We start from the raw sequence: 23,912 nt of genomic DNA, 5'->3' as shown, positions 1-23,912 counted from the left end.
GGGCGCAGCTACTGCAAACTGGCGAACTGATCCAACGTGGCCAACACGTTCAGCGAACGTGCATCCAACAGCTTACCGCCTAGCCATGTACCAAGCGCCAGCACCGCCGCGCCATTGGCGAGCGCGATCGGCCCCAGCAGCCACAGCCAGGCCGGACTCGGGGCAAGCACGCCGATCAGCACGCCCGCCACAACTGTCGGCAGCATCAGCACCACGATGCCGAATGCCTGGACGAGGGGGAAGAATCCCTGGGCGACAGCACGGCCCTGCGGCGTGGAAAACGGCCGGTCGATGGACGGCACCGGATACATCAGCAGCACGGACAACACCTCGGCCAGACCAATGCCCGCAAACCCCAGCCCAAGAGCGCCCCCGGTGAATCCCGCGGCGAGCAGCGGCATGGGCATCAGCGGGGCGTCGTCCATCTGAGGCGTCCATCGCACCGTCACCGCGGCGATAATCACGGCAAGCGCAACAACATAGCCAACGATCAGCACGACCAAGGTCCGCACACGCCCCAGACGGTCGGCGGCGCCGGGGACTCCGGCGATAACCTCCATGGCGTAGCCGCGGCCGTCATAGGCCAGACCATTCGCCTCCCCCATCGTCATGAACCAGACGCCCATGGTCAGACCGGCCCACGGCATGATGGCAAGACCGCGCGCCTGGAGCATCATCAACGCCACAAAAATAATCGGCATCGCAAACAGCATGCCCTGACGGGGATCACGCCGCAGATATGAGGCGAATCGCGCGGAGACGGCACCGGAAGGCGAATCCGGCACCCAACCGAACAGGCCCAGCCCCATCGTCCTCCTGCCGCCGCGGGACGCGCCCTCGGTGAGGCGATCATGGCGCAGGCACCATGTCGTGCCCATGAAACACAGTGCCACCGTCGCCGCGCATACCGCGCAATGGCCAACGAAAGCGAGCCATTCGCCCGCGGCGGCGTCAAAGGGCAGGCAGAAGGGGGCCGATAGCGGAGTCCAGCCAAGCACGTCGGCGGCCACGCCCAATGCGCCGAAATCGATTCCCATGCCGGAGTTCACCAGCAGATTCGGCACCTGGAATATCACCACGCAGACGATAACGGCCACCGCGTAGAACGCATTCCTTCCCCGGTTGGAACGCACCAGGGACGTCGAGGCCGCGATGGCCAGCTTGGACAGGCTCATGATCACGACAATCGCCAACGGCGAGGACGCAACGCCCACCAGCACGGGGACGACGCCCATCCACCGATATGCCAAAGCCCACAGCGCAACGCAAAGGACACCGGTGAGCGATGGGACACCGGTCAGACCCGCAATGAGGAGCCCCAGGCTCAGCTGGCGGTCGGGAATGCCATACAGGGTGAATTTATGCGGGCTCAGCGCCGATCCCTGGCCAAGATACACAACCTGCATAATCAGCACGACCAGGGTCAGGAACGCGCCCGACAAGATGACGGCGACACGAAACACCTCGGCATAGGCGACGGCGGCGGACAGGCCGGCGACCTCCGGCCCAATCAGCGCCAGCAATCCCTGAGGAACCGCATCAGGACCTTGTCCCAACAGCCATCCGGCGTATGCGACGCCGCACACGGCGCCCACCGCAGAGATCAGGCCGATGAGGCATCCCACAAGCTGACCGGAGGATTTTCGGACCGCGGCAAGCGTCAAAGCCCAACGAAGGCGGACGATCGTCATGACGGCGGTCATCGCAGTGTCCTTGCATTGTCGGCGGCTTGATCGGCGGCTTTATCGGTGCCGGACAAGGCCGAGGCGGGCCGACAGTCCACCGGACTGTCGTCTGATCTGCCTCCTTGCTGCGCGGCTTTATCAGTGCCGCGCAGCCAGTCAAGTTGGGCGGCGGCGTGACGACCACCCACCAGCTGCAGGAAGCGATCCTCGAGGTCCTCCCCGGCCGCGACCTCGTCGACGGTGCCGGCCGCGCACACCTGACCGTGATTGACGACCGCCACATGCGTGCACATCTTTTCGACCAGCGCCATCACATGTGAGGAAATCACCACTGTACCGCCCATCTCCACATATTCGGCGAGGATATCCTTGAGATTGGCGCTGGAGACCGGATCCACGGATTCGAACGGCTCGTCAAGCACCAGAATGCGCGGCGAATGGATCATCGCGGAGGCAAGGCAGATCTTCTTCGTCATGCCCGCCGAGTAGTCGGTCACCATCGTGCCGGCGGCGTCGGCGAGATCAAAGGCCGACAGCAGATCGTCGGCGCGGCGGACCGCTTCCCCGCGCCTCATGCCACGCAGCATGCCGGCATACACCAGCAATTGCAATCCGGTCAGACGATCAAAGATCTGGTCCCCCTGCGGCATCACGCCGATCGCCCGCTTGGCTCGGTTCACATCGCTCCACACGTCCGACCCAAGAACCATCGCGGACCCGGCATCGGGACGCAGCAGTCCGGTCACCATATTCAGCGAGGTGGTTTTGCCGGCGCCGTTGGGGCCGACCAGACCGTAGAAGGAACCGACGGGAATGTCCAACGACAATCCGTTGACGGCGATCTTGTCGTCGAACCGCTTGACCAAGCCTCGGATGGATATCGCGGCTTCGGTGTTCGCCGGCAACGGGTGCGCCGCGTCGGACCGATCGGAAGCAGCGGCCGCAGATTCAACACCTGCGGCCGAAATGTCGAATGCCATGCGTCCGACAATATCACACACACCCATGGCCCGATAGCGCGTTCATCACGAATTCATCTCCCGCCACGGGCGGGTCCCGCATGGCCGCCCGGCGACGGGGACGCGCACCGTCACTCGCCCTTATGAATGATCGGCTTCCATTCCGGCTTGGCGAAAATCGCCTGGAACGAAATAACCACATAACTGAGGGCGAAGATCGGGAAGCTCAGGCAATACGCGAACAGCTCCTTGTTGGTGGCGCGGATCTTGTCGCGTTCGGCGATAACCGTCAGAGCCGCGAGCAGCATCATCGTCAGCATCGACACCACCACGCCCACGCCCCACCCCGTCACGGCGCCAAGCTGGCTCGGCCACGACACAAAACCCAAAGCGGCGAAAATCACCCCAAGCGCCATACGCAGCGCCGTCAGCACCATGAACGGACAGACCAGCAACGTCAAATCCACCGAGGAAAAGTCACGCTCCTGAATGCCGTGGCGGATCATCGCCGGGCCATAATAGCGAAATACCTGCAGGTACCCCTTGCTCCAGCGCACGCGCTGGCGCCAGCTCTGCCTGAACGACGTGGGCTGCTCGTCATAGAGCATCGCGGAGCCGCAATACCCTATACGGTCACCGTGCAATACGCAGTCCATGGTGAACTCCATATCCTCGGTGAGCAGATGGAATTTCCAACCGTTATTGCGCTCCATGATCTCGCGCGAGAACATGAAGCCGGTGCCGGCCACATGGCAGCTCGATCCGATAACCATGCGGGAGGAATTCACGAACCGGGATTCGCGCAGGAACCACAGGGCTGTGCCCGACGACACCCAATTCTCATTCAGGTTCACCGAGTTGCGATAGCTGGTCAGCACCCTGAAGCCCGACTGGAAGGCCTTGTTCATCTCCTCGACATAGCGCCGGTCCAGGCGATTGTCCGCGTCGAACACAAAATAGGCGTCATAGCGCCGGGAGAAACCCGATTCGATCATATTGTCGAGCAGATAACTCAACGCATACCCCTTGCCGATCTGCTCCCGATTGCGTCGCTCGACCACATGACAACCCATATCCCGTGCGATCTCGGCGGTGTTGTCGGTGCAGTTATCGGCCACCAGCCAAATGTCGATGAGCTCGCTCGGATAGCTTTGCGACTGCAAGTCCCCGATGAGATTGGCGATCACCGCGGATTCATTGCGCGCCGAAATCAGCACCGCATACCGCTTGTCCATAGGAGCGTCGGGGAAAACCCTCGGCTTGGCGAAGAACGAGACGACCACGTAGGCGGCCTGATAGACGACCACGCAGCAGCCCAATACGGCGACAAGACAGTCAAGCACGCTGAGAATCGCCATTAGCGCCACCCGCCACGCGGATTGTCGTTCCCCCTCGGTTCGGGATCGTCGCCGGCCGCGCGCTTTTGGGGAATCGCCACAGTCTGCGACGTGTCAAGATCCTCCAACGTGGGCATGCGACGGCTTCGATCCGCGGCTCCGTCCGGCAGCTCCTCGGCCTTGATCGGCCCGCGAACCGCATCATGGTACACGGCGCGGGTCACGTCATTCAGCTCCTCCTCAACCATGACGCGACGGGACGATCCCGCCGCGGCACGAGGCATATGCCCGCTCATCGGATGGAGCACATGCTCGCTGAACGCCTCGGCCCCCTCCACGAACTTGGACTTCTTCACCGGCTTGGGGTCGGATAGCAGCGGAGAGTCGATCAATTCGTAGCGCTTGGTGTATACGGTGAAAATCGCCTGCAGGCTCGCCACCACCGGCAACGCCAGGAACGCGCCGAGCGCGCCGAACAGCGAACCAAGCGCCAGCACGGCGAGGAAGGCTATCGCGGGGTTGAGGTCCATAGTGCGCTGCGAGATCTTGGGGCTCAGGATCAGATTCTCAATCTGCTGATAGATAACGATATATACCAGGACGGCAACCGCATACCAGACGCCGCCGCTGATCCAGGCGAACAGCACGGGCAGCGCGCCGCCGATATAGGTGCCGACCGTGGGCACGAATTGCGCGGTCAGGCCGCAGAACAAAGCCAGCGGCAGCCAATACGGCACATGAAGGATCTCAAGAAAGACGGCCGTGCACACGGCGTTGATGATGGCCAGAATACCGCGCGAAAACAGGAAATTCGAAATCTGGTCCTGCAGCACCTGCCACACCAGCACGAATTTGCGCTGGGTGTCCGGGCTCAGCCACTGGCACAGGCTGCGACGCATGCGCGGGCTGCAGGCGGAGATGTAATAGGTCACCAGCGCGATGGTCATGATATCCAGCAGCACGCTGCCGACCGATCCGATCGTCTCCGCGGCCTGGGAGGCGAAATTGGTAAGCCACGAAGTCTGAATGCTGCTGAAAATCTCCGCGCCAAGATTGGAGATGGCCGGCAGCTTGAACGAGGTGCGCGAGCTCACCCAAGCGGAGATCTGCTCATACATGGACGGCAGCCCCCTGATCAAGCCGATCATCTGCTGGATGAACATATTGCCGAACATGCCCAGCAGCACCATGATCGCCACGGCCAGACCGATGAGCGTAACGCCCGAGGCGGCGCCGCGTTTCCAGCCATGCTTGACCAGCATCATCACCAGCGGCTCGACGGCAAGGGCGATGAACACGCAAATGACGAGATCAACGGCGAGATATTCGAGCTTGCCCAGCGACTTCCATACAAAAATCGACAGGAACACCGTGATCGCGGCATAGAGCAACGCCCGCGTATACCATTCGGGAGGTCTGCGCGGGTCCCCCTTGGACGGAAACACCGAGGCGAAATCGAATTGCTCTTGCTTCATAGGTACCATTATTGTGCGCTTTGGTGACAAGCGTTCGCCATAAGGATGACATCCCGCGCCTTCGGACGACGCCGCTTGGACCCCTTGCCGCAGCCATTCGCTATTGTGGGGGACTATGCTCAAGGTTTCGATCATCATCCCGGCATGGAACGAAGAGGAACGCATCGAGGACTGCCTGACCTGCGCGATTCTCCAAACCGTACCGCCCTACGAGATTATCGTGGTGGACAACAAATCCACCGACGCCACAGTGGACGTGGTCAGGCGCTTCATGGACGCGAACCCGCAGGCCAATATCAAGCTCATCCACCAGGACGCCGAGCAGGGGCTCATCCCCACACGCAATGCGGGGCTGAACGCCGCCACCGGCGATGTGCTGGGCCGCATCGACGCCGACTGCATGCTGAAACCGGACTGGGTGGAGGTGGTCACCGGCATCTTCACGGAAGACCCGAAGGCCATGGGCGCCTCCGGCCCGGTGGTCTACTACGATATGCCGTTGAAAAACACCGGATTGCGCGGCGACAACCGCACCCGCAACCTGATGTATCGCGCCGATGGCGGCCAAACCATGCTGTTCGGCTCGAATATGGCGCTGCGCGCCAGTGCATGGAAGACGATCAGCGGCGAAGTCTGCCGCGATTATGAGGACGTGATGCACGAGGACGTCGACATCTCGCTGCACATGCTCGGCAAGGGGCTGAAAACCGTCTACTCGCCGCGCATGATCGTCGGCATGTCCGCGCGGCGCATGGCCAGCGGCATCGTATCGTTCAAGCGCTATACCGACCGGTTCAAGAACACCTTCGCCGCCCATCCGCGGCACCGTCGCACCTTCAAACCGGAATATCTGCTGCGCGCCATCTGGCCCATGCTGCACATCCTGTATCCGATATACCAGCGTCGGATGGAACGCGAACACATCGACAGCGCCGCCAACGTGTGGCGAGATGAGCAGCGTCGCATCGCGCGGGGCGGCAGCGCCCTGACGCACTGAACGCCGAGGTGCCACGCTCCGATACGCCACGCGCTGTCGGATCCATCGACAGACATCAAGAAGGGTCACGGCCTATACCGCGACCCTTCCGCCATGGTCCAGCTACGGGTGAATAACCCGGCTGGCCGATGACATATTCACCCCGCAGGTCACATCAGCGACTTGTAGATGGCCAGGATATCCTCCTTGGTGGCCTTGCGCGGGTTGCCCGGTGTGCACACATCGTTGAAGGCATCCTCGGCCAGCGGCTCGAGGTCGGCCTCGGTGGCGCCCACCTCGGAGATCCTGGTCGGATTCTTGAGATCAGCGGTCAGCTTGCGGACGGCCTGCACGGCCTCTTCTCGCACCGTCTCCAAATCACCGGTGTAGGCGTCCTCGGCACCGAAGGCGTCGGCGATGTCGCGGTACTTCTCGCCGGTGTAGTCCTTGTTGTATTCCATCACCGGGGCCAGCAGGATGCCATTGGCGACGCCGTGGGCCACGCCCAGACGGCCGCCCAGCGGGTGGGCCATGCCGTGCACCAGGCCGAGGCCGACGTTGGAATAGGCCATGCCGGTGATGTAGGAGGCGTAGGCCATCTGCTCGCCGGCGGGCACATCGCCGTCAGCGGACTTGGCCAGGTTCCTGGCGATCATGCGGATGGTCTGCATGGACAGGCAGTCGGACAGACTCCAGGCACCCGGGGTGATGTACCCCTCGATGGCGTGGGTCAGAGCGTCCAGACCGGTGGCGACCTTCAGGCCGCGCGGCATGGAATCGGTCAGATCCGGGTCGACGAAGGCGACGATCGGAATGTCATGGGGATCGACGGCCACGAACTTGCGCTTGTTCTTGGTGTCGGTGATCACGTAGTTGATGGTGGTCTCGGAAGCGGTGCCGGCTGTGGTCGGCACGCCGAAGATCGGAACGGACGGGTTCTTGGTGTCGGCCACGCCTTCAAGGCTCAGCACGTCGCCGAACTCGGGGTTGGCGGTGATGATGCCGATGCCCTTGCAGGTGTCCTGCGGGGAGCCGCCGCCCAGACCGATCAGAAAGTCCGCGCCGGAGGCCTTGAAACGCAACACGCCGTCCTGAATGCACTCAACAGGCGGGTTCGGCTTGACGTTGTCGAACACCTCGTACGGCAGGCCGGCGGCGTCGAGCACGTCGGTGACCTTTTTGACGGTGCCGGTTTGCAACAGCACCGGATCGGTCACAATGAATGCCTTGTGGAAACCATGCTTCTTCGCAACCTCGGGAATCTCCTTGATCGCTCCGCGACCGAAATACGCCGTCTGATTGAAGATCATCCTGTAGACCATACCGCTCTCCTTTAAGCTATGTTCCTTACTGCATGTGAGCGCTCACTTACCAGACGTCCATCGACTGGATCGTACCTGCTCATCGCTGACCATTATAGTGCGAAAATGATCGCCAAACGACCATTTGGGCACATTCTGCGAATACATCCCATCATGTAGGACGCCCGACGATTCCGGCACGGCGCACAGCCCGTGATACGACGCGGCGTCCGGTGCCGGGATCCAGGTGTCAGGCGGCGGGCAGGCAACTCGGTCCGAAGATGGTCTTGATCTCGGCAAACAGCGAAGTGTCGCGCTTCACACGGAAACGATCGCCGAACGTGAGCACCCGGGCGTTGCCCCTGTCGTCCACAATCGCCAGATGCACCTCGCAGTAGCCGGGATGACTCTGCAGCACATTGCCAAGCTGCAGCATATTGCTCCGCGACAACGCCACCTGCGGCAAGGTGATCACCACCGCGCGCTCATCAGCCGCCTCCAGCACCGGCACCTGCATCTCAACCGCCCGCAGCGACACAGATTCGTCGCGCACCTCCACCTGGCCTCGGATCTGCACCACGGTGTCGATCTGCATATCGGCGGCCGCGGCCTCATAGACCTTGCCGAAGAACATGCACTGGATCGACGCCTCCATGTCCTCAATGGTCACGATGGCCCACGGATTGCCCTTCTTGGACACGCGACGATCCACGCCGGTGATCAGACCGGCCAGCAGAACCTGCTGGCCGTCCCCCATGGTCTTGGCCCGGTCAATCAGATGCGCAATGGACATTTCGCGCAGCGACGCCAGCACCGACTGCATGCCGGACAGCGGATGATCCGATACATACAGTCCGAGCATTTCGCGCTCGAAATTCAACTTGGTTTTCTTGTCCCATTCCTCGATGTCGGGCACATTGATCGCGGCGTCACCCATGGCGTCGGCGTCGGACGACCCGTCGTCATCCGCGAACAAATCGAACTGCCCCTCCGCCTGCTTGCGCTTGATCCCAACCACCGAATCGATGGCGGCCTCATGCACCGTGAACAGCGCGCGCCGATTCGGATCGACGGAGTCGAACGCGCCGGCCTTGATCAGCGATTCCACCAAACGCTTGTTCAGGGCCTCCAAAGGCACGCGGCGAATGAAATCCATGAAATTGACGAATTTGCCGCGTTTGCTCCCCCGCTCGGCGATAATCGCGGCCACGGCCTTCTCGCCGACATTGCGGATGGCGCCCAGACCGAAACGCACGACGTCCCCGACTGCGGAATACTCGAACCGGGACTCGTTGACATCGGGAGAGAGGACCTGGATGCCCATGCGCCGCGCCTCGCCCAGGTACAGGGCCGTTTTGTCCTTGTTGTCTCGAGTGCCCTGCAGCAGGGCGGCCATGAACTCCACCGGATAATGCGTTTTCAGATACGCCGTCCAGTAGGAAATCAAACCGTACGCCGCGGAATGCGCCTTGTTGAAGGCGTAGCCGGAGAACGGCACGAAGATATCCCACACGGCCTGGGCGGCCTCCTGCGAATACCCGTGCTCCTTCATGCCGGCAAAGAACGGCACCTGCTCCTTGGCCAGCACCTCGGGCTTCTTCTTGCCCATGGCTCGGCGCAGCACATCAGCCTTGCCCAGCGAATAGCCCGCGAGAATACGCGCCGCGGCCTGCACCTGCTCCTGATACACGATCAGGCCGTAGGTTTCGTCCAGCACTGGGGCCAGCGCCTCGGCCACCTCGGGATGGATCGGCTCGATTTTCTGCAAGCCGTTCTTGCGCTTCGCATAGTTGTTATGCGAGTCCATATCCATCGGGCCCGGACGATACAGGGCGATCAGAGCGGAAATATCGTTGAAGTTATCGGGCTTGAGCGATTTGAGCAACGCGCGCATGCCGTCGGAATCAAGCTGGAACACGCCCAGCGTGTCGCCCCGGGCGAGCAACTGGTAGGTTGCCGCGTCGTCCAGCGGGATCTTGGTGTAGTCGATGGCCGGCTTGCCGTTCGCCTCGATGTTCTTCAGGGTGTCGTGGATCACCGTCAAGTTGGAAAGCCCCAGGAAATCCATCTTGACCAATCCCAGCGTCTCGCAGGTATGGTACTCGAAGGTGGTGGTGATGGTGCCGTCGGTTCGCTCCAGTAGCGGCGACGTATCGGTGATCGGCGCCGACCCCATGATGGTCGCGCACGCATGCACGCCGGTTTGCCGGATCAGCCCCTCGATGGTTTTCGCCTTGTCGATGATGCGATGCGCATCCGGATCGGAGTCGTACAGCTCGCGGAATTCCCTGGCTTCGGCGTAGCGTTTCGACGTCGGGTCGAAAATCTCCGCCAAGGAGGCGTCCTTGCCGTTCTTGCTGGGCGGCAGCGCCTTGGTGACCTTGTCGCCCATCGAGAACTCATAGCCCATGATACGGGCGGAGTCCTTCAGAGCCTGTTTGGTTTTGATCACACCATAGATCACGCATTGCGCGACCTTGTCCTTGCCGTATTTCTCCCCGCAGTACTCGATGACCCTGGCTCGGCCGACCGGGTCGAAGTCCACGTCGATATCCGGCAGCGACACGCGTTCCGGGTTCAGGAACCTCTCGAAGATCAGACCGTGCTCCAACGGGTCAAGCTCGGTGATGCCCATCGCATAGGCCACCATGCTGCCTGCGGCCGATCCACGGCCGGGCCCCACCATGATGCCGTGGTCCTTGGCCCACTGAATGTAGTCAGCCACCACCAGAAAGTATCCACAAAACTGCATCTGGCAAATCACGCCGCATTCGTAGTCGGCCTGCTTGAGCACGTTCATCGGCGGATGGCCGTCATAGCGGCGCTCCAGCCCCTCCTCGACCTTCTTGAGGAAGAGGCTGGTCTCATCCCACCCCTCCGGGCAGGAGAACTTCGGCATGAAGGCGCCGTCCTCGCCATCGTCGAACATCACATTGCACCGGTCGGCGATCTCAAGCGTGTTGTCGCAGGCTCCCGGAAAGTCCTTGAACAGCTCGCGCATCTCGTCGGCGGGTTTGAGATAGTAGCCGCTTCCCTCGAACTTGAAACGGTCCGGATCATCGAGATGCGAACCGGAATTGATGCACAGCATGGCGTCCTGGGCCTCGGCGTCCTTGGCCTCGACGTAATGGCAGTCGTTGGTGGCCAGCAGCGGCGCGTCGAGCCGTTTGGCGATCTCCAGCAAACCCGGCACATTGCGCTTCTCGATGGTGAGATTATGATCCATGATCTCGATGAAGAAGTTGTCCTTGCCGAAGATGTCCTGCAATTCCCCGGCCGCGCGCAGCGCCTCGTCGAATTGGCCGAGCGCGAGCCTGGTCTGCACGATTCCCGAAGGGCACCCGGAACCGCAGATGATCCCACCGGAATATTTGCTCAGGATCTCCTTATCCATACGCGGGTATCGCTGCACCCGGCCTTCGAGGTTGGCGTCGGAGCTGGCCTTCAGCAGATTCACCAAACCCTTGTCGTTCTCGGCCCACAGGGTCAGATGGGTGATCAGGCCGCCGCCGGAGACGTCGTCGCGACGCTGGTCTTCGGTGCCCCAATGCACACGGGACTTGTCGAAGCGGGAGGTTTCCGGGGTGACGTACGCCTCGATGCCGATGATCGGCTTCACGCCGACTTTGACGCAGTTGGTGTACATCTCGTAGGCGCCGTGCATATTGCCGTGATCGGTGATGCCGACGGCGGGCATGCCCAATTCGGCGGTTTTCTTCGCAAGATTCGGAATCTTCGCGGCACCGTCCAGCAGGGAATAATGCGTGTGATTATGAAGATGCACAAAGTTTCCGGAATCAGCCATGCCTTTCAATCTACCTCACCCCCGCAACGGAATCCCGCAGGAGGATCCCATATCACTGCGATTCGGCCCGAGCCCCGCCTTCATCGCGCTCGGAGCGCATGGCCCGACGCCTGCGAAGCACATCAAGCGCATGCTGCAGGTCGTGTGGATACCGGCTGGACACCGTGGTCCACACATGGGTGCGCGGATGACGGAACCTCAATTTCATCGAGTGCAGCCACTGGCGATCCAGCCCCAACTCCTCCGAAAGCCTCGGATTGGCGCCATACATCGGGTCGCCCACCAGCGGATGGCCAATGGACGAGAAATGCACGCGAATCTGATGGGTGCGACCGGTTTCGAGATTGACGCTCGCCAGCGTCGCCTCGCCGAAGCGCTCCAGCACATCCCAATGCGTGATCGCCTCCTTGCCCGCCGGCGTGACGGTGAAGCGAAAATCGGACACCTTGGCCCGGCCGATAGGCGCATCGATCGTGGCCCTGTCCTGAATGAGGTTGCCCTGCGCCACGGCATGATAGGTTTTCCGCACCTCATGCTCGGAGAACTGCCGCCGCATCTCGACATAGGCGAGCTCGGACTTGCACACCAGCATCAATCCGGACGTACCGACATCCAGACGAGACACGATCCCCTGCCTGCCCGGGGCACCGTACGAGGTGATCCGCACGCCACGGTCCAGCAGGCTGCCAAGCACCGTGGGGCCGGTCCAACCGACCGACGCGTGAGCGGCCACGCCAACGGGCTTGTCCACCACCACCACATCGTCGTCCTCATACACAATGGCCATATCGTCGGCCACCGGCTCGGGCGCCGGCTCCTCGTCGCGCAGATTCACTTCCAACGTCTCTCCCGCCATCAGAATGGAGGATTTGGAAATTTGGCGATCCAGAGAGGAGACCTGCCCGGAAACGATGAATTCGCTCGCCTTGGCGCGGGAAACACCAAGCATTTTGGATACGGCCACATCAAGGCGCCTGCCGACCAACGCGTCGGGCGCGAGAACCAGACGACTCATCGCGCGCTAATCCTCGCTGCGCTCTTCAAGACTACCGGCGTCAAAAGGCTCTCCGAAAACAACAAGCGCCACAATGCCGATGCCGGCGCCCATGAGGAAGATATCGGCCACATTGCCGACCGACCAGCCGTAATCGATGAAATCCACCACTTTGCCGTTGAGGAACCCATCCGCGTACGCGACGCGGTCGATGAGATTGCCCACGGCCCCGGCGAACGCAAAGCCCAGCGCCACGGTCCATTTCATTGAAATGGTGCGAACGACGGCCCACACCATCGCGATGGACGCAACCAGCGCGATCAGCGAGATGATCCATGTGACATTCGAACCGAGTCCGAGGGACGCTCCGGGGTTATGCACCAGGCGCAACCCCAGCAGACCGGGGATCAGACGAATCGATACGGTTTCGCCAAGCAATCGCAGGGCCAGCGCCTTGGTAATCTGGTCGACGGCCAACGCCACCGCCGCTATGCAGGCAAAGACGGCCACACGGATGCGCAGCCGTCTTGCGGAGTCAGGGTATCGGGTCATACGGGATATACCAGTACGCCGAACCTATCAGCGGTTCTTGTCGGGGTGCATGGACTCGACGCTCTGGAAGGCGTTGGTGTCGGACACCTGGTTGACCAACTGTCCGAGGAACTCGGTCAGGCGGCTGCGGTATTCGGCCTCGAACTGCTTGAGACCCTGGATATTGCCCTCGATGACCTTGGACTGGGTGATGAGCTTGTCCTTGACGTCGGCCGCATACTGATCGGCTCCGTCACGGGTCTGCTTGTCGTATTCCTGAGCGCGCTTCTGGACTTCCTGCTCGTACTCGTCCAGCTCGTTGTGCTTGTTCTTGGAATACATGTCGGCATCCTGACGGGTTTTGACGGAATAACCGTCAGCCTCGGAACGAACATGTTCGGAGTACGAATCGGCGTCGTTGTGCACACGCTTGGAGTAGTCATCGGCTTCGGAACGAGTGCGCTGGGAGTAGTCATTGGCCTTGGCGACGGCATCGTCATGCTTGGCCTGGCCGTCGGCGATAAGCTCGGCGCCCTTGGCCTTGCCCTTATCGACATACTGATCGTGCAGCTGCATCGCCAGGGTGAGCATGGCGGTGGCACGCTCGGGTTCGGTGGTGGCATCGGCACCCGCGCCGGCGATCTTCTTGAGACTGCCGGTTTCGGTGGACGGCTCGATCTTGGAAACCTGATCACGCAGCGACGCCTCGCGCTGCTTCGATTCCTCGAGACGCTTGTTGAGCTCGGCGATCTGGGAAGCCGCCTGATCGGCATTCTGCTTGGCCTGCGCGACGGTCTGCTCGATCCGGGCGGCGGCCGCGGCAGCCTGGCTCTTGGCTTCGGCAAGCTCGTTGGTCAGGGCCTCGGCGCGGTTCAACGCCTCCGTGCGTTCGTTCTGGACGGCGGTCAGCTGATTGGCGAGGGTCTTGGCTTCATCGCCGCCCTGAGCCGCCTGAGCGGTCAGCTGATCGATCTGCTTGTTGAGCTGATCCACCTGTCCCTTGAGCTGTTCGTTCTGCGAGGCCAAAGCCTTGGCGTTCTCCTCGGCCTCGGTCACCTTGGCGGCGTTCGCCGCGTTGACAGCGGGCGCTGCCGCGGCGGCCTGCTGCGCAGCCATCTTCAATTGGGAGTTCTCGGCCCTCAGAGCATCCACCTGGGAGCTCAGCTCGGAGATCTTCGCATTCAGCGGCGCGACATCCGGACCCAAAGACTGTGTGGAGGCGACAGCCTGCTTGCCCAAAGCCTCTACGGTCGCGGTCACCTGATCCAGGAAATCATCAACCTCATCGACATCGTAGCCTTCCTTGAAACGGACGGTCTGGAAGGTGTGCTCCCTAATATCCTTAGGCGTCAGAAGAGCCATATTGTTCCCACCTCACTTTGGGGCTATGCCTGATTACGTTGGCTTCGACTTTCGACTGTATCACGTAGCCAACCCATGAGCCACCACAAACGCCTATGGCACGCTCATTTGCGGCGGTTTCCCGTCGACGCCAATGAACCTAGATCAGAACCCGCAGCACGATAAGGGCAAACCACAGCACCATGAAACTCATGTCAAGGCTCATCATGCCCAACGGCAGCGGCTTGATGTAGCGGCGAAGCCATCGCAACGGCGGTTCCGTCACGTTATACACCACCCCGATCAAGCTTGCCACCACACCACGCGGATACCACCGGGGCGCCAAAACGGACGCCCAATCCAGGCACATGCGAATAAAGAGAATCAGCATATAGGCATCGATGGCAAGGTCAACAACCCACCGAATGAGAAAAAACAGCATGCTGCCTACCCTAACATGCGTCGATACGCCAAGCTGGACGTGAACTGAATGCCGATGCGGCGACCACGGCGGCCGCCGCGCCCGTCAGTCGGCGAACAGATCATGCGCCGAAGTCGCCTGCGCCGGTTCCTCGACCTTGATGTTCACCTGTGCCGGGCTCAGAAGAAAGACACGGGGGGTGACCCGCTCAATGGAACCGCGAACGCCGAACACCACGCCAGCGGAGAAATCAACGATGCGATAGGCCACGGCCTCGGCCACTCCGGTGAGGTTCAGCACGACCGGCACGCCGTCGCGAATCGCGCGCCCCACCAATTGGGCATCCTCATACGTCTTGGGGTGAATGGTGGTGATGCGGTTGATGCGACCCTGCTGGAACGACGCGGCGGCCTCGCGCGAAGCGGCGGCGGTCGAGGCGGGCGCACTGGGCTGCGGAGTCACCGAATGATCGGAATCAAACGACGTCGACGCCTCGTCCGACACGTCGTCGAAATCGTCGTCGTCATCCGCCACGTCCGACATGCCCAGATACGACATTGCACTTTTCATGAAACCAGCCACGACATACTCCTTACCGTCTTACGAAACCCAGTCAGACCAAGCAAATCAGCGCAGGAAATCCGGAATGTCCAAATCGCCGGGATCGTTGACGGGGGCAACGGAGGGGCGAATCGCCGTCCGCTCGCCGGTCGCGTCGAACGACGTCGGTTCCGGGGCAACGGGCTGGGGGTCGGCGGGCTGCTGGGGAACGGCCGGCTTGGTAACGGGCTGCTCGGCCGTATAGTCGGTCAGGGGCTTGACCTCGCTGGCTTCCTCCGTCTTGGACTCGGTGGATTGCTTGCCGGTGGCGTCGAACCCGGCGGCGATAACCGTAACCCGGACTTCGTCGCCGTACGAGTCGTCCAGCGCCAGGCCCCAAATGATCTGTGCCTCGGGATGAATGGCGTCCTGCACCAGCTGGGCGGCGGCGGAAGCCTCCTGCATGGTCAGATCGGTCGGACCGGCCACGTTGATCAGCGCGCCATGGGCGCCCTCGATGCTCTCCTCGAGCAGCGGGGAGCTGATGGCGATTTCGGCGGCCTGCGTTGCGCGGTCTTCGCCACGGGCGGCGCCAATGCCGAACAGCGCGGTGCCGGCATCCTTGAGAATGGCGGTGACATCCGAGAAATCCACATGAATGTACGAGTTCATGGTGATCAGGTCCGTGATGCCCTGGACACCGGCGAGCAATGCGGTATCGGCCGTCTTGAACGCATCCATCACCGACACCGTGCGGTCGGAGAGATCAAGCAGACGGTCGTTGGGAATGACGATCAGGGCGTCAACCTCTTTGCGCAGGTTCGCAATGCCGGATTCCGCGGAGGCGGAGCGACGCGGCCCCTCAAAGGTGAACGGACGGGTCACCACGGCGATGGTCAGCGCACCCTGCTGACGCGCCGCGCGGGCCACGATCGGGCTGGCGCCGGTACCGGTGCCGCCACCCTCGCCGGCGGTGACGAACACCATATCCGACCCCTTCAGGGCCTCCTCGATGTCGGACTGATGGTCCTGAGCGGCCTTGGCGCCCTTTTCCGGGTCGGCGCCGGCCCCCAGTCCACGGCTGGTCTTATCGGACAGCGAAATCTTGACGTCCGCGTCCGAGCGCAGCAGATCCTTGGCGTCGGTATTGATGGCCACGAACTCCACGTTCTGCAGCCCTTCGGCAATCATGCGGTTCACTGCATTGCCGCCGGCGCCGCCAACACCTACAACCTTGATGTTGGTGCGATCATTGAATTCGTCCTGGGCAATCTCGCTCACGGTTAGGCTCCTGTCACTCACGGTTACGCAATACTGTATCGCACCGCCTCCACAAGGATATGAACATTCCCGGCGTGTGGCGCTTTTGCCTGTTCAATTCGGTCACGTCGTCCAGACGGGCGACGCGCGGCCGCAAAAACCGCCTAGTATGCGGCGTCCATCGGATCGTCGCCGAACAGCGCTTCCCGTTCCTCGTGCGTGGTGGTCCGCGAGTCAAGCCACCCATATGGCAGATGAACCTTTTTGGCGAATCGGACGCGCCCACGTGGCTTGTCGGCCACACGGGGAGGATACTCGATGGTCGGATCGAGCCGATCAAGCTCGCGGCGTACATCCTCGACGCTTTCGCATTCCATAAAGGCCCTGCGCGTGCCGCCGCCGACGGGGAATCCCTTGAGATACCACGCTATGTGCTTGCGCAGATCATGCACGGCCATGCGTTCGTCGCCTTCATAAAAATCGACGAGCAACGTGGCATGGCGCAATATCACTCGCCCCACCTCGCCAAGGGTGGGATTCATGCGATCGGGACTGCCGGCAAAGGCGTTCTTGATATTGGCGAACAGCCACGGACGCCCCTGGCATCCCCTGCCTACCGCCACGCCGTCGCATCCGGTTTCGCGAACCATTGCCAAGGCGTCCCCAGCACCCCAGATGTCGCCGTTGCCGAACACCGGAATATCCAATGAGGCCTTCAACTCGCCGATGCGCGACCAATCCGAATGACCGCCGTAATATTCGGCGGTGGTCCGGGCATGCAGGGTGACGGCCTTGCAGCCCTCCTCCTGCGCAATGCGCCCGGCCTCGAGAAAGGTCTCGTGCTCATGGTCGATGCCGACACGAATCTTGGCGGTGACGGGGATGTTCGCCGCATCGCACACCTTCACCACCCGGGAAATCAGTTCGCTGTAGATATCCGTCTTCCACGGCAGGGCCGAGCCGCCGCCCCGACGCGTGACCTTGGGCACCGGGCAGCCGAAATTGAGATCCACATGATCGGCCATGCCATCGTCCACCACGATTTTCGCGGCCTGTTCGGTAATCGACGGATTCACCCCGTACAGCTGCAGGGAGCGGACGCGCTCACTCGGCGCGAACCGGCACAGGCGCAGCGCCTTGGGATTGCGGGCCACCAACGCACGGGCCGTGATCATCTCCGCCACATACAGGCCGTCGGGACCGTATTCCTCGCAAAGCACGCGGAACGGCCAATTCGTGACCCCCGCCATCGGCGACAGCACCACCGGCGTCGGCACGGTGATCGGCCCCAGGCGAACCGGTTTCATAATCGGCGCGTCGGCGCGAGAATCGGAAGGCTCCGGAGCTCCGAAAGATTCGGCAGAGGACTGAGAAGACTGACTATGCGGCGAGCGCGGATCGACCCCCACCATGGAATCGCCGCGCTCGTCGATAACGGTTTCTTCGGTCACTTAGTACAGACCGCCGGCTTCCTGAACACCGGTGGCCGGCCATGCCTCGCCGCCGAATTCCACGGGCTTGAGCGGCACGCGGCTGCGCTTCTCGCCAATGCGGGCATCCACATATTCGGACACCTTGTCAAGGGAGATGCGCTCCTGGTTCATGGTGTCGCGGTCGCGAACGGTTACGGCCTGATCCTCAAGGGTGTCGAAGTCCACGGTGATGCACAGCGGGGTACCGATCTCATCCTCACGACGGTAACGACGTCCGATGGCGCCGGACTCGTCGTAATCGATCATCCATTCGTTCTGCCGCAGATCGTTGGCCAGATTCTGGGCGACCGTCTGCAGTTCGGGCTTCTTGCTCAGAGGGAGCACAGCGGCCTTCACCGGCGCCAGACGGGGATCAAGACGCAACACGGTGCGCTTGTCCACACCGCCCTTGGTATTCGGGGCCTCGTCCACGTCGTAGGCGTCGACGAGGAAACACATCAGCGAACGGGTCAGACCGGCGGCGGGCTCGATCACATACGGAATGTACTTCTCTCCGGTGGCCTGGTTGAAGTAGCTCAGGTCTTCGCCGGAATGCTTGGAATGGGCGGTCAGATCGTAATCGGTGCGGTTCGCGATACCCTCAAGCTCGCCCCAATCGGATCCCTGGAAGCCGAATTTGTACTCGATGTCGACCGTGCGCTTGGAGTAGTGCGACAGCTTCTCCTTGGGATGCTCGTAATGCCGCAGGTTCTCCGGCTTGACGCCGAGATCGATGTACCACTGGGTGCGGGCGTCGATCCAATACTGATGCCACTGCTCGTCGTCACCGGGCTTGACGAAGAACTCCATCTCCATCTGCTCGAATTCGCGGGTGCGGAAGATGAAGTTGCCCGGGGTGATCTCGTTGCGGAAGGACTTGCCCATATTGGCGATGCCGAACGGCGGCTTGGAACGGGACGAGGTCATCACGTTCTTGAAGTCGACGAAAATGCCCTGGGCGGTTTCCGGACGCAGATAGTGCAGGCTGTTCTCGTCCTCGACCGGGCCGAGATGGGTGCGCAGCATCATGTTGAAGTCGCGGGGCTCGGTCCACTTGCCCTTCACGCCGCAGTTCGGGCACGCGATGTCGGCCATGCCGTTCTCGGGCATGACATCGCCATGCTTCTCGGCGTAGGACTCCTCGAGCTTGTCGGCGCGGTTGCGCTTGTGGCAGTTCAGGCATTCGACCAGAGGATCGTTGAACACGCTCACATGGCCGGAGGCAACCCAGACTTCAGGGGGCAGGATGATCGAGGTGTCGACGCCGACGATGTCGGGACGGGTGACCACCATCGAACGCCACCATTCGCGCTTGATGTTGTCCTTCAGCGCGACGCCAAGCGGGCCGTAATCCCATGCGGAACGAGTGCCGCCGTAGATCTCGCCGGCGGGGAAGACAAATCCGCGACGCTTCGCGAGGGAAACAACTTCATCGAGTTTTGACTGAGCCACAATGCACCTTCTGGTATGAACGGTTTGGGGACTGACTTACAACCGCTTCAGACTACCGCCAGATCGTGACAGCGGCGGGAACCCCCGATGTCCGGGCCGTCCCACCGCCCCCTTATAAGATGGCATCATGAATTCCCAAGAGTTGATCCGCCGCATGATGGAGCTGACCGGCAAGAACGCCGTTGAATTCTCACAGGCCACGGGCCTGACCGAATCCATGATCTCACGCATCCTCAACGGCAGGAACGACCCCTCATTCGACAAAATCGCCGCCGCCGTGGAACGCCTGGGGTTCGCGATCTCCTTCACGCCGGTTTCCATGACGGAATTGGAGCGCGGACTCCTGAGGAACGCACACGGCGATAGCGACTGTCACAAACCGGACGTCACCGGCACATCCGGGTCAGCGGCTGCCACGGATCAAGCTCGACGGGCTCGGCGGTAAGCAGCTCACGCGTCGCCGCATCGAGAAACTCCCTGCGGATGATCAATTCGGTGACGAAACGGTCGAACCAGTCCGCCGAAGCGACGAAGTAGCCGTCCTTGCCATTGTCCTTGCCCCAGCTGTTCTCGACCTTCCAGCGGTCTGGCCTGCCGGACCCGTCGAGATTGACGCCGGTCAGCGTCATGGCATGGTTGCTGGGCGAATCGCCATATTCCAGCCCGTCGGCCTTGTCGAGGGAGAACTCGGTGCCGAACAGCTGGTCGACGCGCACGGTGTCGCAGTCGAATACGCCCTGCTTGCGCAGCGCGAACTGGTGGCAGTCGCAGGCGAACCAGATCGGATGCCCCGCGGAGAGCTGATCGACGGCGGCCTTGCGGAACACCTCAAGCGGAACATTGAGGAATTCCATATCGCCGGATTCGACCACATTGGCGGTGAACCGAATGCGGTAGCGTCTGCCGAACGGCGTGCGGGCCATGGGCGCATTGGCGAGCGTCACGAAATCGTCGACGTCCACCGGCACATACTTTTTGTAGAACTCCAGAGGCGTGATGCCGAATTCGCGGATCTGCGGGCGAGCGTCCCTGCCCGACGCATCGGATTCGTTCTCGGCGGCGTTGTCCCCGCCTTTGGTGCGGGCCAGGAAATCAAAGGTCTCGGGCGGCTCGCCCAACGCAATCGCGCACATGCGGTACACGGTGGCCATATCCTCGCGCTTGGCCGCGCGCAGGGTCTCCTGATCCTCCCCGGCCTCATGGCGACGGCGCAAATCGGCGGCGAACTCCCGCAGTCTGGTGTTGAGATACTGCTTGAAGGCGCCCGAATCACGCGAATTGGCGGATTCCGGATACGCGGACTTCGGGCACAGGCCGTACTTGTCCACCAGCGCGGCGAACATCTGCCACCAGCCTCCATCGTCGGCGGGGCCTTCGGTGATCGTTTCGAACAGCCGGGAATCAGCGGGCTCGTCCAAGGTCTCGAGCACCTGCTCCAGATACGTGTTGGACTTTTCCACCGCATCCCAGAAGAACAGGTAGGTTTCGGAGAATTCGAAATCCTCAAGGTTCCACCGGTGCATGAGCTCGTAGCGCAGGGTGTTGAGCGAGGCGAACATCCAGCAGCGGCCCGAATGCTCCTGGTTCGTGATGGACCCCTGTTTGAGTTCAATGGAGAAGTCGCGCGGCAGGTTGCGCAACCCCGCATAGTCGATGGCGGCGTTCAGCACGCCGGAGGACACCGCGGCGTTCGCGGCGACCAAATTGGCCCGATCGGCGCGGAACGCTTCGGAATAGCGGCGCAATGCATCGGCGCTGACGGCCTTGTCTGATGGATCGATCATCATCATCCTCTCGAATTTGGTGGCAGTGAAACGATGCCCATCGTACGCCGGTGCCGCCGCCATGGGCGGAGCGTCCCACGTTCGGCATATGCTTGCAGGCGATACTTGAACGCAGGGGAACCGCCGGGAAGTTCGGCAGTTGAGATTGGTCCGAAGACCTGACCCTTAGAACCTGTTGGCTAAAACCAGCGTAGGGAGCACGCAGTGGATGCAGTTGACATCGACGACCCGATCCGGGGCCGCATTCTCGCAGCGGGAAAGGCCGTGCGCGCCACCACGCCACTTGTCCAGTCCTTCACCAACTTCGTGACGATGAATCTCGTCGCCAACGCGCAGCTGGCCTCGGGCGGCGCCGCGGCCATGAGCCTGCTGCCCGACGACGTGATCGACACCGCCGCCATCGCGGGTGCCAACTACATCAATGTGGGCACCCTGCTGCCGTTCTACCGGGAGGCGATACCCGACATCGCACGGCGATTCCACGAGCTTGGCAAACGCTGGGTGCTCGACCCGGTGGCCGCGGGCATCGGATCGACGCGCACGGCGATTCTCACATCAACGAAAGCCGCGCCCCCCACCATCGTCCGCGCCAACGCCTCGGAGACCATCGCACTGGCCGCCATGTGGGGGCTGGTCGAGGGATGCGCCAAACCCGTGGGCGTGGAATCCGCCGACGAGGTGGACGCGGCACGCACGGCGGCCGTGGCCCTGGCGCGGTTTCTGGCCGATCATGCGACGGACGGCCAGGCGGCCGTAGCCGTGTCGGGCGGCGTGGATCTGGTGACCGACGGCGCCACCGTATACCGACTGCCCGGCGGCAGCCCGATGATGACCAAAATCACCGGCGCCGGCTGCTCATTGGGCGGCATCACCGCCGTCTATCTGGCGGTCGCGGATCCGCTCACCGCCGCATTGGCGGCATCACTGCTATACAACCGCGCGGGAGAGGCGGCGGCGGCAGTCGCGAACGGACCGGGATCCTTCCAGGTCGCGCTGCTGGACGCCCTCTGGAACACCGGCCCGGAACGGATCGCCGACGCGCCGATGAATATCGAACTGTAATGGACACGTAGCAACAAGCAGGAAAGGAAATCCATGAGCAACGAATACCCCTACGCCTCGATGCGCGACAGCTTCGACCTGTCCGCGTACTTCGTGGTGGGCCCCGAGGACTGCAAGGGCCGTCCGATCACCGATGTGGTGGATCAGGCCCTGAACGGCGGCGCGACCTTCATCCAGCTGCGAGACAAGAACGCCGACGCCTCCGAACTGACCGCCACGGCGACCGACATCGCGCAGATCATCGAGGACAACGGCAAGTCCGATTCCGTCGCCTTCGTGATCGACGACCGTGTGGACGTGGTATGGCAGGCACGCCGCAAGGGCATCAAGGTGGATGGCGTGCACATCGGCCAGACCGATATGGAGCCGCGCGAGGCCCGGGCGCTTCTGGGCGATGAGGCGATTGTCGGCCTGAGCGCCGAAACCGAAAGTCTGGTCAAGCTCATCAACGAGCTGCCCGACGGCTGCATCGACTACATCGGCGCCGGCCCGCTGCACCGCTCCTCCACCAAGCCCGAAGCCTCGGTGGGCGGCAATGACGGTTCCGGGCACACCTTGGACGAAGCGCAGATCAACACCATCTGCGAGGCCTGCGACTTCCCGGTGGTGGTCGGCGGAGGCGTGACCGCGGCCGACATGACCATGCTGGCCGGCACCAGGGCCGCCGGATGGTTCGCGGTGTCCGCCATCGCCGGCGCTGACAACCCCGAAGAGGCCACCCGCGCCATGGTCGAGGGGTGGAAGGCCGTGCGCGGCACCACCAGGCACGGCTATGCCAAGCGCATTGTGACCCATGCTCCGGCCGCCGACACCCAGGCGGAGCAGGAAGGCCGCGCCGCCGCGGGCAGCGAGGCCACCGAGAAGAAGTTCACCAACGCACGCGACGCCAAGGAAGCCCAGAAGCTCGCCAAGCAGCAGCGTGTCGACATCGCCGCGCGCAGCTCCAAGCAGCGTGACAAGGCGCATATCCGCAAGACCCGCGCCGTGCACTTCAAGTATCAGTACGGCGAATACGATCTCGAAGTGCCATACACCGAAATCAAGCTCACCGACACCCCCGGCGTCGGCCCGAATGCGCCTTTCATCGACTACAACACCGAAGGCCCCAAATGCGATCCGAAGGAAGGTCTGGCGCCTCTGCGCCTCGACTGGATCCGAGACCGCGGCGACGTCGAGGAATACGAAGGCCGCCGGCGCAACCTCGGCGACGACGGCAAGCGCGCCATCAAGCGCGGTCGTGCCACCAAGGAATGGCGTGGGCGCAAGCATGATCCGATGCGCGCCAAAGACCATCCGATCACCCAGATGTGGTATGCCCGCCACGGCATCGTCACGCCGGAGATGCGGTACGTCGCCGAACGCGAGAATTGCGATGTGGAGCTGGTCCGCTCCGAAATCGCCGCCGGCCGCGCGGTACTGCCCTGCAACATCAACCACCCCGAGGCCGAGCCGATGATCATCGGATCCCGCTTCCTCACCAAGCTCAACGCCAACATGGGCAACTCCGCCGTCACCTC

General features: G+C 62.2%; 19 protein-coding genes. 4 read left to right on the top strand and 15 right to left on the bottom strand.

Annotation, left to right across the window (positions count from 1 at the left end):
• Positions 1-8: 8 nt before the first annotated feature.
• From B2994_RS03425 to B2994_RS03410, 4 genes are all read right to left on the bottom strand, one after another.
• Positions 9-1,703 (bottom strand): ABC transporter permease, encoded by a 1,695-nt coding sequence (locus B2994_RS03425; RefSeq protein WP_291526984.1) that lies wholly within the window; start codon positions 1,701-1,703, stop codon positions 9-11.
• Entirely contained in the window at positions 1,700-2,665 is a 966-nt protein-coding gene (locus B2994_RS03420; RefSeq protein ID WP_291526983.1) for an ABC transporter ATP-binding protein, read from the bottom strand. Before B2994_RS03420 ends, B2994_RS03425 begins: the two co-directional genes overlap by 4 nt.
• A gap of 110 nt (positions 2,666-2,775) precedes the next feature.
• Positions 2,776-4,002 (bottom strand): glycosyltransferase family 2 protein, encoded by a 1,227-nt coding sequence (locus B2994_RS03415; protein ID WP_291526982.1) that lies wholly within the window; start codon positions 4,000-4,002, stop codon positions 2,776-2,778.
• On the bottom strand, positions 4,002-5,465 hold the full coding sequence (locus B2994_RS03410) for an AI-2E family transporter (protein WP_291526981.1): 1,464 nt from the start codon (positions 5,463-5,465) through the stop codon (positions 4,002-4,004). Before B2994_RS03410 ends, B2994_RS03415 begins: the two co-directional genes overlap by 1 nt.
• A 106-nt stretch (positions 5,466-5,571) precedes the next feature.
• Between B2994_RS03410 and B2994_RS03405 the strand changes: the two genes are divergently transcribed.
• Positions 5,572-6,453 carry a glycosyltransferase gene (locus tag B2994_RS03405; protein ID WP_291526980.1) on the top strand — a complete coding sequence of 294 codons (882 nt, stop codon included), beginning with the start codon at positions 5,572-5,574 and terminating at the stop codon, positions 6,451-6,453.
• A 149-nt stretch (positions 6,454-6,602) separates the two neighbouring features.
• Here B2994_RS03405 and fucO read toward each other — a convergent pair whose 3' ends face one another.
• From fucO to B2994_RS03355, 10 genes are all read right to left on the bottom strand, one after another.
• Positions 6,603-7,754 (bottom strand): lactaldehyde reductase, encoded by a 1,152-nt coding sequence (gene fucO, locus B2994_RS03400; protein ID WP_291526979.1) that lies wholly within the window; start codon positions 7,752-7,754, stop codon positions 6,603-6,605.
• A gap of 229 nt (positions 7,755-7,983) precedes the next feature.
• The gene (dnaE, locus tag B2994_RS03395) at positions 7,984-11,538 is read right to left on the bottom strand and encodes a DNA polymerase III subunit alpha (RefSeq protein WP_291526978.1); all 3,555 of its coding nucleotides are present in this window, start codon (positions 11,536-11,538) and stop codon (positions 7,984-7,986) included.
• 52 nt (positions 11,539-11,590) lie between these two features.
• Positions 11,591-12,553, bottom strand: a complete 963-nt coding sequence (locus B2994_RS03390) for an RluA family pseudouridine synthase (protein WP_291526977.1) — start codon at positions 12,551-12,553, stop codon at positions 11,591-11,593.
• A 6-nt stretch (positions 12,554-12,559) separates the two neighbouring features.
• Positions 12,560-13,084, bottom strand: a complete 525-nt coding sequence (locus B2994_RS03385) for a signal peptidase II (protein WP_291526976.1) — start codon at positions 13,082-13,084, stop codon at positions 12,560-12,562.
• A gap of 27 nt (positions 13,085-13,111) precedes the next feature.
• Positions 13,112-14,425, bottom strand: coding sequence for a DivIVA domain-containing protein (locus B2994_RS03380; RefSeq protein ID WP_291526975.1), 1,314 nt, complete (start codon positions 14,423-14,425; stop codon positions 13,112-13,114).
• Positions 14,426-14,564: 139 nt separating this feature from the next.
• Positions 14,565-14,846 (bottom strand): YggT family protein, encoded by a 282-nt coding sequence (locus B2994_RS03375; protein ID WP_291526974.1) that lies wholly within the window; start codon positions 14,844-14,846, stop codon positions 14,565-14,567.
• An 84-nt stretch (positions 14,847-14,930) separates the two neighbouring features.
• Complete coding sequence (locus B2994_RS03370) at positions 14,931-15,407, bottom strand: cell division protein SepF (RefSeq protein WP_291526973.1); 477 nt, start codon at positions 15,405-15,407, stop codon at positions 14,931-14,933.
• A gap of 45 nt (positions 15,408-15,452) precedes the next feature.
• On the bottom strand, positions 15,453-16,646 hold the full coding sequence (gene ftsZ / locus B2994_RS03365; protein WP_291526972.1) for a cell division protein FtsZ: 1,194 nt from the start codon (positions 16,644-16,646) through the stop codon (positions 15,453-15,455).
• A gap of 143 nt (positions 16,647-16,789) precedes the next feature.
• Positions 16,790-18,076, bottom strand: coding sequence for a tRNA dihydrouridine synthase DusB (gene dusB / locus B2994_RS03360; protein WP_414630632.1), 1,287 nt, complete (start codon positions 18,074-18,076; stop codon positions 16,790-16,792).
• Positions 18,077-19,549: a glycine--tRNA ligase gene (locus B2994_RS03355; RefSeq protein WP_291526971.1), complete on the bottom strand. Its 1,473-nt coding sequence runs from the start codon at positions 19,547-19,549 to the stop codon at positions 18,077-18,079.
• 127 nt (positions 19,550-19,676) lie between these two features.
• On the opposite strand from B2994_RS03355, the gene B2994_RS03350 reads away from it, so the two are divergent.
• Positions 19,677-19,994, top strand: a complete 318-nt coding sequence (locus tag B2994_RS03350) for a helix-turn-helix domain-containing protein (protein ID WP_291526970.1) — start codon at positions 19,677-19,679, stop codon at positions 19,992-19,994.
• Here the strand turns inward: B2994_RS03350 and B2994_RS03345 are convergent.
• Positions 19,936-21,336: a C1 family peptidase gene (locus B2994_RS03345; protein ID WP_291526969.1), complete on the bottom strand. Its 1,401-nt coding sequence runs from the start codon at positions 21,334-21,336 to the stop codon at positions 19,936-19,938. The two genes, B2994_RS03350 and B2994_RS03345, sit on opposite strands and share 59 nt — an antisense overlap.
• Positions 21,337-21,537: 201 nt before the next feature.
• On the opposite strand from B2994_RS03345, the gene B2994_RS03340 reads away from it, so the two are divergent.
• Together B2994_RS03340 and B2994_RS03335 are read left to right on the top strand one after the other, a co-directional pair.
• The gene (locus tag B2994_RS03340) at positions 21,538-22,395 is read left to right on the top strand and encodes a hydroxyethylthiazole kinase (protein WP_349675655.1); all 858 of its coding nucleotides are present in this window, start codon (positions 21,538-21,540) and stop codon (positions 22,393-22,395) included.
• A 33-nt stretch (positions 22,396-22,428) separates the two neighbouring features.
• Positions 22,429-23,912, top strand: a 1,484-nt coding sequence (locus B2994_RS03335; protein WP_291526968.1) for a phosphomethylpyrimidine synthase ThiC, incomplete at its 3' end; no start/stop codon positions are given.

The organism is Bifidobacterium sp. UBA744 (genome assembly GCA_002298605.1).
GTDB lineage: Bacteria > Actinomycetota > Actinomycetes > Actinomycetales > Bifidobacteriaceae > Bifidobacterium.
The sequence above is the reverse complement of the archived record's forward strand: the minus strand, read 5'-3'. Positions and strand labels throughout refer to the sequence as shown.